General features: G+C 42.1%; 13 protein-coding genes. 7 read left to right on the top strand and 6 right to left on the bottom strand.

The genetic code is table 11. The features are described from left to right. Positions 1–62: 62 nt before the first annotated feature. Complete coding sequence (locus tag AACW45_RS22780) at positions 63–1496, bottom strand: BCD family MFS transporter (RefSeq protein ID WP_190635042.1); 1434 nt, start codon at positions 1494–1496, stop codon at positions 63–65. A gap of 261 nt (positions 1497–1757) precedes the next feature. Between AACW45_RS22780 and AACW45_RS22775 the strand changes: the two genes are divergently transcribed. Then, a complete protein-coding gene (locus AACW45_RS22775) occupies positions 1758–2705 on the top strand; it encodes an aldo/keto reductase (protein WP_190635109.1) in 948 nt (315 codons plus the stop codon). 401 nt (positions 2706–3106) lie between these two features. On the opposite strand, the gene AACW45_RS22770 is transcribed toward AACW45_RS22775, so the two are convergent. Both AACW45_RS22770 and rimO read right to left on the bottom strand, forming a co-directional pair. Beyond that, entirely contained in the window at positions 3107–4648 is a 1542-nt protein-coding gene (locus tag AACW45_RS22770) for a DEAD/DEAH box helicase (protein WP_190635040.1), read from the bottom strand. A gap of 121 nt (positions 4649–4769) precedes the next feature. Next, a complete protein-coding gene (gene rimO, locus AACW45_RS22765) occupies positions 4770–6089 on the bottom strand; it encodes a 30S ribosomal protein S12 methylthiotransferase RimO (protein ID WP_190547965.1) in 1320 nt (439 codons plus the stop codon). An 879-nt stretch (positions 6090–6968) separates the two neighbouring features. On the opposite strand from rimO, the gene btpA reads away from it, so the two are divergent. The 4 genes from btpA to AACW45_RS22745 all read left to right on the top strand — a co-directional run bounded on the left by btpA (position 6969) and on the right by AACW45_RS22745 (position 13082). Continuing rightward, positions 6969–7817, top strand: coding sequence for a photosystem I biogenesis protein BtpA (btpA, locus tag AACW45_RS22760; protein ID WP_190635039.1), 849 nt, complete (start codon positions 6969–6971; stop codon positions 7815–7817). 203 nt (positions 7818–8020) lie between these two features. Beyond that, positions 8021–9010 (top strand): vitamin K epoxide reductase family protein, encoded by a 990-nt coding sequence (locus tag AACW45_RS22755; RefSeq protein WP_190635036.1) that lies wholly within the window; start codon positions 8021–8023, stop codon positions 9008–9010. Between the two features lie 853 nt (positions 9011–9863). Next, the gene (locus AACW45_RS22750; protein WP_190635033.1) at positions 9864–12065 is read left to right on the top strand and encodes a CHASE2 domain-containing protein; all 2202 of its coding nucleotides are present in this window, start codon (positions 9864–9866) and stop codon (positions 12063–12065) included. 738 nt (positions 12066–12803) lie between these two features. Next, complete coding sequence (locus AACW45_RS22745; RefSeq protein ID WP_190635031.1) at positions 12804–13082, top strand: hypothetical protein; 279 nt, start codon at positions 12804–12806, stop codon at positions 13080–13082. Between the two features lie 171 nt (positions 13083–13253). Here AACW45_RS22745 and nadB read toward each other — a convergent pair whose 3' ends face one another. From nadB to AACW45_RS22730, 3 genes are all read right to left on the bottom strand, one after another. Next, positions 13254–14933 carry an L-aspartate oxidase gene (nadB, locus tag AACW45_RS22740; protein WP_190635029.1) on the bottom strand — a complete coding sequence of 560 codons (1680 nt, stop codon included), beginning with the start codon at positions 14931–14933 and terminating at the stop codon, positions 13254–13256. A 150-nt stretch (positions 14934–15083) separates the two neighbouring features. After that, the gene (gene psbU / locus AACW45_RS22735) at positions 15084–15512 is read right to left on the bottom strand and encodes a photosystem II complex extrinsic protein PsbU (RefSeq protein ID WP_190635027.1); all 429 of its coding nucleotides are present in this window, start codon (positions 15510–15512) and stop codon (positions 15084–15086) included. A 539-nt stretch (positions 15513–16051) separates the two neighbouring features. Further along, positions 16052–16525, bottom strand: a complete 474-nt coding sequence (locus AACW45_RS22730) for a hypothetical protein (protein ID WP_096643821.1) — start codon at positions 16523–16525, stop codon at positions 16052–16054. A gap of 152 nt (positions 16526–16677) precedes the next feature. Between AACW45_RS22730 and AACW45_RS22725 the strand changes: the two genes are divergently transcribed. Further along, on the top strand, positions 16678–17577 hold the full coding sequence (locus tag AACW45_RS22725; protein WP_190635025.1) for a YihY/virulence factor BrkB family protein: 900 nt from the start codon (positions 16678–16680) through the stop codon (positions 17575–17577). 102 nt (positions 17578–17679) lie between these two features. Beyond that, positions 17680–18186 carry a DUF4112 domain-containing protein gene (locus AACW45_RS22720; RefSeq protein WP_190635023.1) on the top strand — a complete coding sequence of 169 codons (507 nt, stop codon included), beginning with the start codon at positions 17680–17682 and terminating at the stop codon, positions 18184–18186. Positions 18187–18199: the final 13 nt, after the last annotated feature.

The following is an 18199-nucleotide window of genomic DNA, read 5'->3' as shown; positions in this document are numbered from 1 at the left end:
GAAGGGAGACAAGGCGGACAATTGTAGAGACGCGATTCATCGCGTCTCTGCCCAATGCCCATTTAATCTAAATCGCTTTCCAAAACAGAAGCGATCGCTTGTTTGGTACTAGTTTGGAATTCTGCCACATTTACGCGATTAAGAAACCAAATTGATACCAACATACCTATAGCTTCTAAGACAAATACTAGTCCATAAGCTAACTCTAGACTAGGTAGTAGCTTGCGACCTGTATCTAATACAGCACCACCAATGACTACAGCCAAACCTCTAGAGATAGATTGTGCTAGTCCCCAAGCACCAATAAATGTACCTGCTGCTTCCGCCGCCGTCAAATCTAGCATTAAGCTAACTGCTGCTGTGGTTAAGAAACCTGTAGCTAAACCAAATAACACTAAACCAAATTTGAGAAAGGCGGGATTTGCCGAAAATCCTGAGAAACCTAAGAGTAGGGAAGCAAATGCCACTAAAATACAACCTAGTTTTGCAGTTCTACGCTTACCTAAGCGGGGCACAACGATAAAGCCAGTAATTCCGTAGGCAATCAGAATACCTGTGCCGTAAAAAACGTTCAGCTTAGTACTTTCCGCTAAAGGCATGTTAAAAACTTGCCCTGCAAAGGGTTCCACAATCGGATCTTGCATAAACAAGCTAATAGTCATCACAAATAAAAATGTGAAAAACAAGCCTGTTTGCGGGCTAGCTGTGAGGATTTCCCAGGCTTTACCCAAGCTAATGCTGTCTTCCCGATTCACTACTTGAGAACGTTTGGTATATAGAGAGTATTTTTTCTCGACACCTAATGTCGCCGCGATCGCAAATCCAAATACCAAAGCTGGCACAATCATAAATAATCTATTGACTGCTGCCTGCAAAATTTCTATGCTAGCTCCTGATGTGATTTGCCTGAGTAGACTAGAGCTAATAATTGCCCCCACAATAATCCCCACCATTAGCATCGACCAGACAACACCAACTACTTTAGAACGGTTGTCTTCTTCCGACACATCCACTAACAAAGCAGCGAAAGCCGTACCACTGGCGCAAAGTGCTAAACCATAAATAGCAAACACCAAAGACAGCAAAGCAGTCCAGCCAATAGTTTGCGTATTCCAAACCCAAGTACCTGCACTTTGAGCAGCAAAATCCAGCTGCCACATTATTTGTACAGATAAAAAGGAAGCGATCGCAAATATTGCGGCACCTACCCATACATAAGCTGTGCGATGATAACCCCATATCGGCTTCGCATCTGATATTTGCCCAAACAAAATCCGCGAAGGCGCAACAAATGCCGGTAGCGCCAGCACTAACGCCACTAACGTGGCAGGAATGGCGATTTCCTGAATCATGACTCTGTTGAGTACCCCCAGAGTCAAGATAGACATCATACTCAACCCCATTTGAAATAAGCCTAGCCTAAACATGGTCAGCAGATTGACCCTTGGCACAGACTGAGAATTACTTGCAGAATCAAAAGCTTCACTGCTTGCCATAGCTACTTTATGCGATCTGGAATTTTATTGTCCCATTTACTCAAGATAAACCCTGACATTCCAGATTTCTCTAAAATTTGTCATTAGAGACGCGATTAATCGCGTCTCTACAATAGTCATTTGTCATTGTCTCCCTTGTCCTCCTTGTCCCCCTTCCCTGTCTCCCTTCCCTCCCCTCCCTTGCGATTGATTACGCACTAGGAGGTGTAACGCTACACTAGAAAAGTAAAGAAATGTAACAAAATTATAATGTTGACAAACGTGGAAACCATAACTTTGGGAAAAAATGGCCCAAGTGTTACACCCCTTTGTCTGGGTACTTGGGCTTGGGGAGATAAACTTTTTTGGAATTATGGCGATGGTTACGGCCCAGAACAGTTAAAAGAAGCCTTCACCACCGCTCTAGAAGCTGGTGTAACGTTCTTTGATACGGCGGAAGTTTATGGATTAGGGGTTAGCGAAACTCTTCTCGGACAATTTTTGCAGCAAACCCAGCAACCCGTACAAATTGCTACGAAATTTGGGCCTCTCCCTTGGCGATTTACCGGACAATCGGTTGCTGATGCGTTAACAGACAGCCTCAAGCGCCTACAATTACAGCGAATCGAACTTTACCAAGTCCATTGGCCTTTTACCTTCTTTTTAAGCCAAGAAACACTGATGAACGCCCTAGCTGATGAAGTGCAAAAGGGCAGAATTGGCGCTATAGGTGTAAGTAATTATTCAGCAGCCCAAATGCGAGAAGTACACCAAATTTTGGCAGCGAGGGGAGTACCTTTAGCAGTAAATCAGGTACGCTACTCTTTGCTGTCTCGTGAAATTGAAAGCCAAGGTATCCTCTCAACGGCGCGTGAGTTAGATGTAACAATTTTGGCATACAGCCCGCTCGCTCAGGGATTACTCACAGGTAAATACACCGCTAACAGTAGCGAAACACCTACTGGCGCAAGAAAAATTGACCCAAGATTTAGTAAAGATGGCTTGCAAAAAATTACACCAGTGATTTCTTTACTACAGAAATTTGGCGACAAATACGATCGCACTCCTGCCCAAGTTGCTCTAAATTGGTTAATTGCCCAAGGTAACGTCATTCCCATTGCTGGCGTGAAAACTGCCCAGCAAGTAAAACAAAATGCTGGCGCTTTAGGCTGGAAATTAAGCGATGAGGAAATCAGCGAGTTAGAACAAATCACTCGCCCTTGGCTGTAAGATTTTTTACTAATAATTTTTCAATGTAGGAAATGTAGGGTGTGTTGTCGCACAGCGCAACGCACCGCCAATTCTCTTGATTATTTAAGATATAAAAATATACCCATAAAAATACAGGCAATTTATCTGAAATTTATATACTTGTAACCTATTAAACAATCCAAATTCAAAACTTGGAATTACACACAACCAAGCTAGTGGTTCATCGCACTAATCATGACAGGGCGAATAAATTCGTAGTCAGGACTTCAGTCCTGTATTTTCAAACACTAAAGCACTTTACTACGAACTTATCAAAACTATTGCGATAGACCACTAACGGAATATTCACAAAACCCGCTTAATTGAACGCCAGTTGATTTCAGGGGGATAGCCCCTGCACATAACTGACTCTTGTTACCTTATGAAGCAGATTCTCTACCTGAAGATGAACCTAGCTTTTGATTAACAGGTGCTACGGAAGCATCACGACGTCCGCCAGTCCGCAATTTTGGCTTGGGAGTAGAGCGTCTGTCATCATCACCGATGTTGCTGTCTGATTTGCTCCAAGAAGAACGGGTACGTTCTCCAGAATCACGACGCTTAACCAGCTTGGGTTTGGGAGCGGAGATATTATCCTCTTGAGGAATTTCAATATCTGAACTTAACCAAGCGGGACGAGTTTGATCGTAAGCGATTTGTAGGGCAGCAGCTGCGATCGCCTGAGCATCATATTTTTCGATCAGTTCGCTAACTATCGGTAAAAATGAAGCTAAACGTTCGCCAGCCAAAGCTTCTCTCACTTGTTCTTGCAATTTATTGATGTGGCGTGCTTCAATTTGTGCCCTGGTAGGAATTGACAGCAATTGCCAGCTTTGGCGGTTATGGCGTTCAAATATTTGCTGTTTGCGGCGCTCAAATGGTTGGACTAGGGAAATCGCTGTTCCTTCTTTACCAGCCCGACCAGTACGACCAATGCGGTGAACGTAAGTTTCGACGCTATCAGGTAAGTCGTAGTTGATCACGTGTGACAGTTGGTCTACATCTAATCCCCGTGCAGCGATATCAGTTGCTACCACCCAACGGACTTGACGATTGCGGAAGCGGCTTAATAAGCGCTCTCTGGCTTGTTGCGACAAATCACCGTGGTATTCATCGACACTATGTCCGGCTGCTTGCAGTTGGCTAGTGAGTTCGGCGGCGGTGCGTCTAGTACGAACAAATATCAAAGCTGATTCTGGATCTTCCATTTCCAGAATTGGTTGTAGCGCTTTGGCTTTTGTCCAGTGGCGAGGAATCAGGTAAGCTACCTGATTAATCTTGGTAGGAGCAGCTTTGGGCTGTTCTACGGTCACTGTTACGGGCGATCGCAAAAACTTGTTCACCAATTGCCGAATTGATGGCGGCATAGTAGCAGAGAATAACGCTGTTTGGCGGTCTTCCGGTGCTTGGGAGAGAATTTTGATCACATCATCGATAAAGCCCATGCTTAACATTTCATCGGCTTCATCTAAGACAAACCACTTGACTTGATCGAGTTTGAGACTACCTCTATCTAGCAAGTCGATCACTCGTCCTGGAGTACCCACAACAACATGCACGCCGCGTCTGAGTTGCAAAATTTGCCGATCGATGGACTGACCGCCATAAATTGCTAACACCCTCAATCCGCTATCACCAATAAATTGGCTGATAGCATCATGAACTTGCATCGCTAACTCGCGAGTCGGAGTCAACACCAGTGCTTGTACAGCTCTTTGTCCAATATCTAGCCGTTCTAAAATTGGCAGAGAAAAAGCTGCGGTTTTCCCAGTTCCCGTTTGGGATTGACCGACTACATCACGACCTGCTAACAGTTGAGGAATTGCTTGGCTTTGAATATTAGTCGGTGTGGTGAAACCGATTTTTTCTAGGTGTTCAACACGTTCTTGGGAAATGCCGAGTTCTTGAAACGAAAGATTCATTAAATCTCCTAAAATTTTCTTTTGGATTTTTGGATTTAGTCATTGGTCAAGAGTCATTAGTCATGAGTCATTGGTCATTGGCGATGAAACAAACGACAACTGACAACTGACAACTGACAAATTAGTTATTGACAATTTGACCGTAAAGGTCATACGTATCAGCACTTTGGATGTCTACTGGCACTATTGTTCCTAACTGCGCCTGACCAACCACATAAACCTGCCCGTCAATTTCTGGGGCAAATCTTGCAGAACGACCAATCAATTCTCCAGTTTCAGGATTTTCTTGCTCAATCAGGACATTGACAGTTTTGCCGACTTCCTGTTGATTCTTTCGCCAAGTAATTGGTTGTTGCAGTTCCATGAGGCGGCTGCGGCGCTCATCCATGACGACTTGAGGCAACTGATTTGGTAGCTTGTAGGCTGGGGTTTCCTCTTCTGGGGAAAAGGTGAACACGCCTACATGATCGAATTCGTGCCGTTGAACAAACTGTAGTAGATGTTCAAAATGCTCATCGGTTTCTCCAGGAAAACCAACAATAAATGTTGTTCTCAGCACCGCCGATGGTAGCGCTTGCTTAATGCGCTCAATAATTCCATCATTTACCCGCCCTTGCCAGGGACGGTTCATGGCGCGGAGAATTTCCGGGTGAGAATGCTGTAAGGGCAAATCTAAGTAGGGAAGGACATTTGGTACTTCTTGAATCGCGGCGATGACATCTGGTGTCAAGCCTGTGGGATAAGCATAGTGCATCCTGATCCAGGGTACATCTACTTCTCCCAAAGCGCGGAGTAATTCGGCTAACTTTGGCTTGCCATAAATATCCAAACCATAATTAGTAGTGATTTGGGAAATTAAAATGATTTCTTGTACCCCTTGGCTAGCTAACTGCTTGGCTTCAGTGACAATCGATTCAATGGTACGCGATCGCTGGTTTCCCCGCAGATGGGGAATAATACAAAACGCACAACGATAATCACAGCCTTCGGCCACCCGCAGATAAGCTACGCCTTCGGTTGTAGTGCGATAGCGCGGTGTAGTTTCATCGGCAATATAGGTTGGTTCTATACTAACCTGCTTGACCCGTTCTCCTTGTTCTACCCGCTCAATTACATTTACAATATTGTGATAATCGCCTGTACCTACTACGGCTACTGCTTCTGGCAACTCTGCCAATAATTGTTCTTGGAAGTGCTGCGCCATACAGCCAGCAATTACGATTTTTTTATTCGCCTCTGCTAACTCTACCAAAGTTTTAACAGATTCTTCTCTTGCTGCTTCAATAAAACTACAAGTATTGACAATAACGTAATCTGCTAACTCTTCATTACTATCTACGCCATAGCCTGCGTTGACAAGCAGTCCTAGCATATGTTCTGTATCAATTCGATTTTTCTCGCAGCCCAGGTGAGAAATTGCAATCGTTGGCTTGTCACCCATATTTTGCCAAAATTTTCAGTTTTTTTCTTTTCATCTAAATCCAAACAGTGTTGAGGTCTGTTTTTATTTGCACCCAACATGTGGACAGTATTTAAGTGGAAGGGTAGCATTACCCATCGCTGTCCGCAAACCTATGACCCAAATCAACTTTTAGGTCATGTTATGATGCTTTTATTAATCAGTTTTCCCAGGGTAAGATAAAGTGTCTTGGGGTACATTTGACACTTGTTGATGTTTTTTAACAATTCGTCTATTGGTATTTTACATTACCAAGAGCGTGTGCGTTGTTAATTTACCCATCGGGAAGCCGCCCAAAGGGCTGGTTGTGAGAAGTCGCTACCCTCAGGGAAATCGCGCTCGCGCCTACGCCTCAACAAGCGGTAATGCTACCCGTACAGATTGGGCTTTACCTACGAACATGCGCAGGAAATAAACCTCAGACTGTAGGAAGCTGCCTCGCGTCTTGTGAGTTGCAAACTCCTCTTTGTAGTCAGGTTTTATCTTAACATATCTTATGGAAGGTTTGACCGCAATTTCCGTCCTGGGATAGAAGCGGTAAAACCTACTACATAAAATACCATTTAATGCTAAGGAAGGGAGGAGTTAGGGACTAGAAAGGACTAGGAATAGTGGCTTACTACATTAAATAATGATAGATAAATTAGTTCTTAACTAGGACTTCAGTCGGTGGATTTTGAAGCACAAATCTTGCTGAGTACAAAACCAGCAAAATTTCTGTGGTTCAATACTAGGAACTAGAGACTGAAAGTGGTTAGGAAAGTGAAAATGAGGAAATCAGAATTTCCCTAGCCCCTAGTCCCTAACACCTAGCCCCTAGTCTTAGCGCCTCTAATCCCTCACCCCTCCTAAAAAATTGACGTGGACTTACATCAGCTATTTAAAACTCGAACACCGATTATTGGCGTAGTTCACCTACTACCACTGCCCACCTCACCCCGTTGGGGAGGTAGCCTAAAAACAGTGATCGATCGCGCCGAACAAGAAGCAACCGCCCTAGCCAGTGGCGGAGTTGACGGTATTATTGTCGAAAATTTTTTCGATGCGCCGTTTACCAAAAATCAGGTCGATCCAGCAGTGGTGAGTGCCATGACTGTAGTGGTGCAGCGAATTCAAAATTTAGTGACCTTGCCTATTGGCTTAAATGTATTGCGAAACGACGCGAAAAGTGCATTAGCGATCGCCAGTTGTGTGCGGGCACAATTTATTCGCGTTAACGTCCTCACTGGAGTTATGGCTACAGATCAAGGATTAATTGAAGGAGAAGCCCATCAATTACTCCGCTATCGGCGAGAACTGGGCAGTGATGTTAAAATTTTAGCCGATGTATTGGTTAAACACGCCCGCCCTTTAAGTTCCCCGAATCTCACAGTTGCTGTCAAAGACACAATTGAAAGAGGTTTGGCAGATGCAGTGATTTTGTCAGGCTGGGCTACTGGTAGTCCACCGAACATAGAAGATTTGGAACTAGCCTGTGGTGCAGCAAATGGCACACCTGTATTTATTGGCAGTGGAGCCAATTGGGAAAACATAGGTACACTGATGCAAGCAGCAGATGGTGTAATTGTTTCCAGTTCCCTCAAACGTCACGGTCAAATTGAACAACCAATTGACCCCATTCGCGTCAGTCAATTTGTTGAAGCCGCCCATCGGAGTTGGAACTCTAAAGGCGAAACTAAATCAATTTCCTCTGTAACTATACGTTCTTAGGGAGTGGGGATTAGGAACTAGGGGCTAGGGGCTAGGGACTAGGGACTAGGGGCTAGGGAAAAAGGATCGGGCAAAACAAATGCTCCATGCCCAATGACGCCAGTTGCTTCAACGCGGGAAACCCGCGCAACGCACTGGCTCCCCAATGCCCAATGCCCAATGCTTAATTCCCCATTCCCAATTCCTCATTCCCAAGAAAACTTATGATTCGTCGCCGTTCTACGCCTTGGATTCATAAATGGTCGCGACCATTAATTGCCGCGATCGCGGGGCTTGGTGCCCTCACAACAGGTTATTTGACTTTTGAAAAGTTAACAGGAGGTAGTGCAGCATGTACAGCACAAGCCGGTGTTAAAGGCTGTAATGATGTACTTTCCAGCCCTTGGGCGACTGTTTTAGGTCAGCCATTAGCTTTGTTTGGGCTATTGGCTTATCTAAGTATGCTGATATTTGCTTTGGCTCCTTTAGTATTGAAGTCTGGAGATAATAACCGCAAACAAATAGAAAACTGGACTTGGTGGTTGCTGTTAGTGGGTGCGATCGCTATGTCCATTTTCAGCAGTTACTTAATGTATGTACTCGCAACGCAAATCAAAGCCATTTGTCCTTACTGTATCGGCTCGGCTATTTTCTCTCTGAGCATGTTAGTACTGACTATTCTCGGTCAGACTTGGGAGGATGTCGGGCAAATCTTCTTCACGGCTTTAATTGTCAGTATGGTGACACTAATTGGCACTTTGGGCATTTATTCAGGTATCAATACCTCAGGCGATACAGTTACTTCTACTCCTGGTAAACCAGTCCAAATCAGCTTTACGCCCAAAGTCTATCCTAATCCCAAATTTGGTTGGGAAATTACAACTACTTCCGGTGAAGCAGAAATCGCCCTAGCCAACCATCTGGCGAAAATTGGTGCTAAAGAATATGTCGCCTATTGGTGTCCGCATTGCCACGAGCAAAAGCTACTCTTTGGTAAAGAAGCTTACAAGATTATTGATGAGAAAGACGTAAAAGTAGAGTGCGCTCCCGACGGATTAAAAGGGCAACCAGATAAGTGTAAAGCTGCCAATATACAAGGCTTTCCTACTTGGATAATTAATGGCAAACCCTATAGCGGAGTGCAAAATTTAGATGAGTTAGCCAAGGTTTCTAATTATACAGGCGCTCGCAACTTCAAATATTTCAAGTCATAGTTTTAACCAGTTGAGTTATCGCAACTTTGGCTGATACATCAACCTCAATAGTCAATCGGTAGTAGTAAATTTGCTGTCGGTTGACTTATTTTTTTGCGCTGTAGCGTATTGCAATTCAAGCTAACTAGTCATTAGTCATTTGTTAGAGACGCGATAACCCTTGTCTGTACAATTGTCATATGGACAATCGCTGTAGGGGCTGGTTGATGCGAGATCGTTATGGATATTTGAGGATATTTGTAACCTCGCCCGTGCAGTTGTCATTTATCAGAGTTTTCAGCGTATTTACGTTTTTAAAGATATTTGCTGCAATTACCGACTTACTTAGCTACCAACAGACTCAACAATAAATATTAGAGTCAGCAGCTTTAGTATTTTAAGTCACAAATAATATAGAGGTATCAGATATTATCTTGTATATTATTTATTAGTTAAGAATTTTTGTTCATCTTTATTTTTTATAGTTTTAATACTTAAATAATTTCCAGATTTAAACATTGATTAGTGACTTAGTTTTTAAGTATATTCACTAATCTAAACCAATTTGCATGTGTTTTTTAAAACTTTTTTACTCAAAAATGCCAACATTTAACTACAATCTTAGGCTTTTAAAATTACCCATATATATATTACTGTTCTTAGCAAACACTATTTATACTGAATTTGTGATACGAGACAGCCAGATTATAACTACCATCCCCTCAGATAATGAGTACCCAAGATTAATCTTGAGGAATGCAAAGCATCTGAAGAAACGTCTAGGAACTTCATGTAGCTGACATTGAGCTATCTTCGCTACGTAGTTAATAGAGATCCGCCAATAACAAATATTTCTCCCCAGCAGGTAATGGGAATGAGTAAGCAGCTAGACAAGCGTCTTGTAAAGTTCATATCTGGACTGAAAAAATCGCTTCGTCGAGGAAATAGGGAATTAATTACCGCCTCCTGCGTTGCAGTCTGCATCTTGCTTGTACGCTCTATTGGATTATTTCAATCTTTAGAATTGTCAGCTTTAGATCAATTGTTTCGCTTACGTCCAGAAGATCCGCTAGATGAGCGGATTACGATTGTCGCGATTGATGAAGCTTCTTTACGCTATGTTGGGACTTGGCCAATTCCAGATAATGTAATTGCCCAGTTGTTACAAAAATTAAAAGCTTCTAACCCCCGTGCTATTGGTTTAGATATATACCGCGATTTACCAGTAGAACCTGGTTATGAAAATTTGGTGAAAGCTTATAAGTCGATACCAAATTTAATTGGTATTGAACAACTAGCAAATAACAAAAATGCTGGTGTTTTACCGCCATCAGTGCTGAATCAACTCGATCGCGTGGGATTTAATAATGTTATCTATGACATTGATGGCAAAATACGTCGTAGTTTGTTGTATTGGCATATCCATAATCAAGCACATGAAAGTTTTGCGTTGAAATTGGCTTTATTGTATTTAAAGTCCTATGGCATTAGTCCGCAAACTGCCATGAATAACTCTGAGTATTTGCAGTTAGGTAAGGCTGTATTTACGAGATTTCAGGGTAATGACGGTGGCTATGTGCGGGCTGATGATAAAGGCTACCAAATTTTGTCTAACTTTCCTAAATTTAGCTGTGCTAATCCATCAAAAAAATCTTGCAGTTTCCGCCAAGTATCGATGCGGGATGTGCTAGAGAACAAAATATCCAAAAACTTATTTAGCGATCGCATTGTGCTGATTGGTTCTACTGCGCCTAGTCTCCAAGATTTTGTCTTTGTACCGCAATCTAGCGATTTTATGGGTGCAGTGAAACCGATTGCCGGAATTGAATTGCAAGCTCATTTTATCAATGATTTAATTGCGGCTGCTGTGGATGGAAGACCCTTACTAAAAGTTTGGCCTAAGCTATGGGAATCTTTGTGGATTTTTGCATGGTCTTATCTAGGATCTGTGACAGCATGGCGCATCCGAAATTCCAGCAGAAGCTTAATGAGTATTGTAGTTTGTTTCTTGTTATTAATGCTATCGGTCTATTGTGCTTTTTTGCTTGGTTGGTGGATACCATTTGTGCCTGCACTGCTGAGTTTTGGGACTTCAGCTATGTGGATTATCCGTTATTTTGCTTACATGCAAGAAGAGTTAAAACGCTCGAAAGAGTTTTTACAACAAGTTATTAACACAATTCCCGATCCGGTTTTTGTCAAAAATGAACAACATCAGTGGATTGTTTTAAATGAAGCTTATTGTCGATTGATTGGTTATCCAAATCAATTATTAAATGAAAAGTCTGACTATGACTTTTTTCCCAAGCATGAAGCGGATGTATTTCGTCATCAAGATGAAATGGTTTTCCAGTCGCATCAACCGCAAGAAAGTGAAGAAGCGTTTACTGATGCTTATGGTAAAACTCATCTGATTGCTACTAAGCGATCGTTTCATAAAGATGCGGCAGGAAATTATTTTTTAGTTGGAGTAATTCGCGATATCACTAAGCGGAAATTGCGAGAGGAAGAACTCCAGCGTACTGCGGATGAGTTATCCAAATCTAATAGTGAATTAAAACGTAAAGAAGACCATCTACGTTATTTGGCATATCACGATCCCTTAACTGGTCTTTCTAATCGTAAATTTTTCTTAGAACAACTTCATGAATCTTTAGATTGGGCAGAAAATAACAATTTGTTATTAGGGCTATTGTTTATCGATCTCGATGGCTTTAAACAAGTTAATGATACTCTAGGGCATGAAATTGGCGATCGCTTGTTAGTCACAGTCGGACAAAGACTCAGCAATTGCTTGCGGGGTAGTGATACTGTCTCGCGCTTGGGTGGTGATGAATTTACGGTAATTGTCAGAGCAATTCCTAATATCCAAGTAGCTGCAAAAGTAGCAGAAAAAATTCTTGGGACGATTACAGAACCAATTGTATTGGATGAATACACTACCAGAGTTTCAGCTAGTATTGGCATCAGTATCTATCCGCTTAACAGCCAGGACAGTGACAACTTGATTAAACAGGCGGATACTGCTATGTACCGAGCTAAGAATCTTGGTAAAAACCGTTATGAGTTCGCATAGTTTTTCGAGTAGAGCGGTGCAATTATTGGTCATTAGTCATTAGTCATTTGTCATTGGTAAGGGTTTCAGGCGTTTAAGATGAAATAAACTGGCTTAAACCGAACTGACGTTAACTTCTTGCATAAATATTTTGGCGTTGTTGAGTATTCGTTTGAAAAGCTCACGCATTCGGCGTTCGCGCAGCATCTCGTAGAGAAGCCGTTCTCGCAGAGTAGGCGCAAAGGCGCAAAGAAGTCTATTGTATTAATTTAAGTACAAATACTGAAAATATAATTTTAATTGATAATATTTTTACTAAAAATTTTCAGTTGAGAATGAGTTGAAGATGGCAACACAGGTAGTTTGAAGTAGAGATTTAGCCATCTTAATTCTGGAAAAATTTCTGAATATAAAAGACTTTTTGCTGAATGGAGATAATTTTCCTAACTTTTTTATTTATCTTACATAAGTTTTAAGTGCAAATATTAAGATTGTATTAGTTTTAGCAACTTTAGTAAAAACTTGTGTTTAAGCAATAGCTAAAAATCTCTAACTTTAGACCGATGTTATAAACAGAACCAAAATAGTATTTCTATAAATCGAATCAATTTAATTAAGGACACCCAAATATCGCACACCCTGATGATAATAAGTGTTTTTTATCAGTAAATTTCATTACTGGAAATAAAAAATTAACTAAATTTTAATATTTTTCTGAGACAATAAGTATATCTACCGTTGAGAAAATAGAGAACAACCATGAAAAGCGAAACGGCGAATTTACCTAGATCGGTGACTAATAATTTAAGAATTACTAGTCTTGCCATATTATTGATCGGTGTTTACTTAATAATTCCTAAGACTGCTACTACTACAGCCGCTTTGAGCGAGATGAGTATGAATCAGTTTAGTCATAGTAGTGAAAATATAACTGAAAATATAACTATGGCAGAAGCTAATTCTGTGGAATTAGCAAAAACTTATACACCACCGAACTATGGAGGGCCTGACACCGAGTCGGGTAGCGGTACGCGCTAAATTAGTTAAAGTTAGAGAATTGAAGCTGAGTAAGCATATAATCTACAACTCAATCAAATATCAAAAGACATAAATTTGGATCGATGCTGGCAAAATGCTGCTTCACCCCCACATCTAAGCAGCAAGCAAGAGTGCAAGTTAAAAGAATTGGCGAAATATGGCGGGAAATTCCTAATAGTTTAAATTTGGAGATTTCCACCAATGGGATGTTTGTATAAGGGTATGAGCTTGCCAATCCAAGTCTGTGTCTGGATAATCTGAGCGGTAGTGTCCCCCCCGGCTTTCAGTTCTAAAAACAGCGCTTTTGAGAATTAAATCGGCTACATCTAGCAAATTACGAGTTTCTGCCCAAAGGCGCAATTGTCGTTCTACATCTGGTAGTTTTAAACGGGCTGGTGCTAATGGATTTAAAGACAGTAGAAATTGACTCAAAGGTAGGGCAGCAAAATCTCGTTGCCAGGATTCTACAGTAGTAATGGCGGCTTCTAAGCCTGATTGCGATCGCGAAATGCCGGCACTTTGCCAAACTAAACGCGGTAATTTCTGTCTCAATACTTCTATATGTAGTTGCTGTCTTTGCCAATCATCAGTTTCTGTCTGAAATTCGCGGATTGGTAACTCTGCTATCTCTGATGGTAACTGCTCAAAAGACAAATCGAGATTAGCCATCTGTGCGCCAAAGACAATACATTCTAACAGGGAATTGCTGGCTAAACGATTGGCTCCATGTACTCCCGTACTCGCTGTTTCTCCCACAGCGTACAAACCAGGAATATTGGTGCGATTCATCAAATCTGTGACAATTCCCCCCATCCAGTAATGAGCAGCAGGGGCTACAGGTATGGGTTCTTTGAAGACATCAATTCCCCAATGTTGACAAACTTTGATGATGTTGGGAAAGCGATGACGAATTTTTTCTGCGGGGATGGGGCGCATATCTAACCAGACATAGGCTGTAGCTGGATCGGCGGAAGTTCGCTGCAAATGGCTAAAAATGGCTCTACTAACTACATCGCGCGGTGCAAGTTCCCCTTGTGGATGGTAGTCAAAGACAAACCGCCTTCCTTCGTTGTCAACTAGGTGTGCGCCTTCACCGCGTACAGCTTCACTAATGAGAAAGCGATCGGCTCCTGGTTTGGTGAGGGCTGTAGGGTGAAACTGGATAAATTCTAAGTCGCGGAGTACAGCACCAGCACGAGCTGCGATCGCAACTCCATCTCCCGTACTCACAGCCGGGTTAGTAGTTTGAGCAAATACTTGTCCGCCACCACCAGTTGCTAAAATTACTGCTTTAGCTTGAATCCAGTGAATTTCGCCTTGATAAAATAGGCTAATTCCTTGAACGCGCTCGCCTTGAGGCGTCATCCATAAACTTAAAGCCAAAGCTTGCTGAATCACCTGAATATTTGGGCGTCGCAGTACTTGGGCTGTTAAGGTAGTGATAACTTCTCTACCTGTGGTGTCAGCAGCATGAAGCACCCGATTACGAGAATGGGCAGCTTCTAAAGTTAAAGCCAAAGTACTACCATGACGATCGAAAGCTACCCCCAATTCCACTAGAGATTGAATGCAACGAGGGGCGTGTTCGGCGAGGAATTCTACAGCAGAGCGATCGCATAAACCTGCGCCAGCCCGCATGGTGTCTTCAATATGTAACCTGGGAGAATCTTCAGGAGCGATCGCGGCGGCGATACCACCTTGTGCCCAATCACTGGCAGACAAAGCCACTGTTTCTTTGGTAATTATACCGACTCGTAATGAATCTGGTAAACACAGTGCCGTATACAGTCCTGCGGCACCTGCACCAACTACTAAGACATCAAATTGTCTGGAAATATCTATTTGCGACAAGGTAAAAGATTTAGGGCGAAGGGGAGAAATTAAAAAAGTAGGAGAAGGGTAAAAGCAGAAATTTCCGGCTCATACCCATCTCTCAGCAGAAAATGCCACTTTTTGACAGTAGAAGCAGCTTGTGATTTAGCAAATTAGCTAAAATTGCAATTATCTATAGATGCCGTTGTTAAAACGATCATCTCCTTCATTGAAAGCAGGTTCAAATTCTGTCACTGTAAATTTATCTAAATTGGCTTGCAAGGTTCGTTTTTGTCCATCGCTCAATCCGGGAAGATTCAAGACATCCTCTACATTTTTGTAAGGAGCATTCTTGATGATTTTCTTAGCTAGGGTAGGATACAAACCTGGGTACTGTTGAAAAGCACGGACGTTGGTATTGTTTAAATCAATTTTTTTACCAAATTCCGTTCCTAGCTTGGCATCTGCGCGATTCTGTCTTTCAATTGCCAAAATTGGCATTTGGGGCAAAGTTAGACTATTGAAACTAGCAGCTTGGGCGCTCTGAGTAGTTCCCAGCCATCCCCAACAACCAAGCAACAAGCTAAATACTGTTAATAAACGCACCAATCCTTTCACGATTTTTCTACCTCTTTTCATCAAATGGAAATAAAAGCTTTCAGCTCACAGATGTCAACAGTCGCTAGTTCATAGTCAGTAGTTGTGACATTTGAACAACAGCCACGCGCCAAAGTCAATGGCTCCTAAAGTCGCTCTAGCTAAGGGTAGTGACTGTTTTTTGACTCTTGACTACAATCTGTTTGCCTAATCAACACACAGCAGTCATCAGAAACTAATATACAGCTTATTAATATCCACAATATTGACTGTTACTGGCTTTCCCCTGACATTTGCAAAAAGTTTTCTAAAGTAGGGCTTGGACAATAGGGAGATAAAGGGATGAGGGGGATGAGCCAGCAGTCTCGATGAAAAGTTTTTTTCTCGCTATGTATTAAAAGAAGGGGGACAAGGAGGACAAGGGGGACAAAAAAGCAGAGGAAGCAGAGGAAGCAAGGGTGCAGAGGAGGAAAATTATATAAATACGCTCCCTCTGCTCCTCTGCATCTCTTCCCCCTCTGCTCACCACTTGCCCCATGCCCCATGCCCCATGCCCCTAATTAATGGGTATGTTGTGCTTCCTGTTCCAGCGCTACTCGTTCTCTTGTCCAACCATCAATAGCGTCACCCAAGGCGGTAGTTAAATTGTTACGGGTTTGAGCGTGGTTATCTTGCTCGGTTTTCAAAGCTTGCAATAGGCGATCGCGTTCTTGAATAACGGTGAGTAATTTACTTTTCAATTCCTCCACCGATTCGAGTTGTGCAATTTCTTGTTGGATAGCTGTGACTGCTGTAGCATCAGGAAGTGCGCCTGTATCCAAACCTTGGAGTTTTTGCAGTTCCGCTTTTAAAGATGCGATCGCCTGTTGCGAGAGTTGAGTATCGGTACGTCGTTGTTCTGCTTCTGTGTTATAGAGTTTTCGCCACTTTTGGGCACTTTCCCAAGCTGCATCGCGATCGCGCTCAATAGCGGCTACTTGGTCTCTTAAAGACTGAATCTCATTCAACCATTGTGTAGTTAGGTCTTGACTCATAGTGATTTTTGATTAGTCAATAGTCAATAGTCATTTGTCATTGGTCATTTGTCATTTGTCAATAGTCAGAGAGCAGAGACGCGATAACCCTTGTCTGTACAATTCTCAATTGTCCCCCTTGTCTCCCTTCCCTTTCCTAGAACTACAAAACTATGTATCAGTCGCGTTTTATTCGCTTCTTTCGCCACCTTACATGGCGCAATCTTAAGAGAACTTTTGCGCGGACGATGGAAAGGCGACTTTTGGGACTGGCTTCGGAAATTGCTTTTAACGCTATGCTGTCGCTGTTTCCGGCTATTCTGGCTTTTGTCACGGCGATTGGTTTATTTGCAGACTCTTTACAAGATACCTTTAGACAACTTTTGGTGCAGTTGAGTCAAATTGCACCCAGAGAGGCGCTAGTTCTGATTAGTGATTTTGCTACAACAGAAATCGCTAATTCTAAAAATAGCGGCTTGTTTTCTCTCAGTTTTGCGATCGCTATTTGGACGGCTTCCGGGGCGGTAAGTACTGCAATGACAGCTTTGGATCAAATTCATCAAGTTCCCCCTGAGAAAATGCGTCCCTTTTGGAAAGCTAAATTGATTTCTTTAGGATTAACCATCGGTAATATTTTGCTGTTAGTCTTAGCCTCATTTTTAGTCTTTATCAGTGACCTAATTTTAAGACTGGTAGTCCGCGAAAGTCCTTTGTTAATTTTCTTATTTGATGTTTGGGAAATGTTACGCTGGCCTTTAGCTTTAAGTATTGTTGCCTTTGCCTTTGGCTTTGTCTATCGCTATGGCCCTAGTGTTTGGAATCCTGGTACGCCAATGATGCCTGGAGCTAGTTTAGCAGCTATTTTTTGGGCAATTTTATCGGCTCTATTTCGGCTTTATGTCGCTAATTTTGGTAACTATAATAAAGTTTATGGTGCAGTGGGCGCGGTAATTGTCTTAATGCTGTGGTTATGGATGAGTGCGGTTGTGCTTCTGGTTGGCGATCAATTAAACGTTACAGTAGGGGAAGATATGCGTTCTCGAAAAGCTGAAACTTTTCTTAAAAAAGATTAATTATTTGTTTTTATTTAATTATTAATTAGTTACAAATCTCTATATTGACCATTAGCCAAATTGCTGTAAATAATTATTAAACTTCCCAAAGCGATCGCACTCATGCCTGATTTACCTTCTCGGTATCCGATGATTGAACCTGATGCTAAAGCACCTACCGTCAGACGGCTACGTCAGATTAGTCGGCTCATGGATAACTTAATTACTATTCCTGGTACTCAGGTAGGTGTGGGGTTAGATCCAATTTTAGGATTATTACCAATTGGCGGTGATTTTTTAGGAGTGATACTTTCCTGCTACATTGTTCTAGAAGCTGCTCGCATCGGCGTACCTAGAGAGACTCTTGGCAGAATGGTAGTTAATATCATCGTCGATGGTTTAATCGGTACTTTTCCCATGCTGGGAGACTTATTTGATTTTGCTTGGAAAGCAAATACCCTCAATATTCAACTATTAGAAGAACATTTAAAATCTCCCCAACAAATGCAAAAAGCAGATAAGGGATTTATGTTACTTCTATTAATTGGATTAGTGCTAATTGCTATTGTCTTAGTTGTCTTGCCTATAATAGTAATTAAATGGCTGTGGCAAGCCTTAACAGGTAGTTAATTAACTGATAAAT

The sequence above is a fragment of the Calothrix sp. FACHB-168 genome (assembly GCF_963889195.1).
Lineage (GTDB): Bacteria > Cyanobacteriota > Cyanobacteriia > Cyanobacteriales > Nostocaceae > Aulosira > Aulosira anomala_A.
Note: the sequence above shows the minus strand (reverse complement) of the source record. Positions and strands in the feature narration are given on the sequence as shown.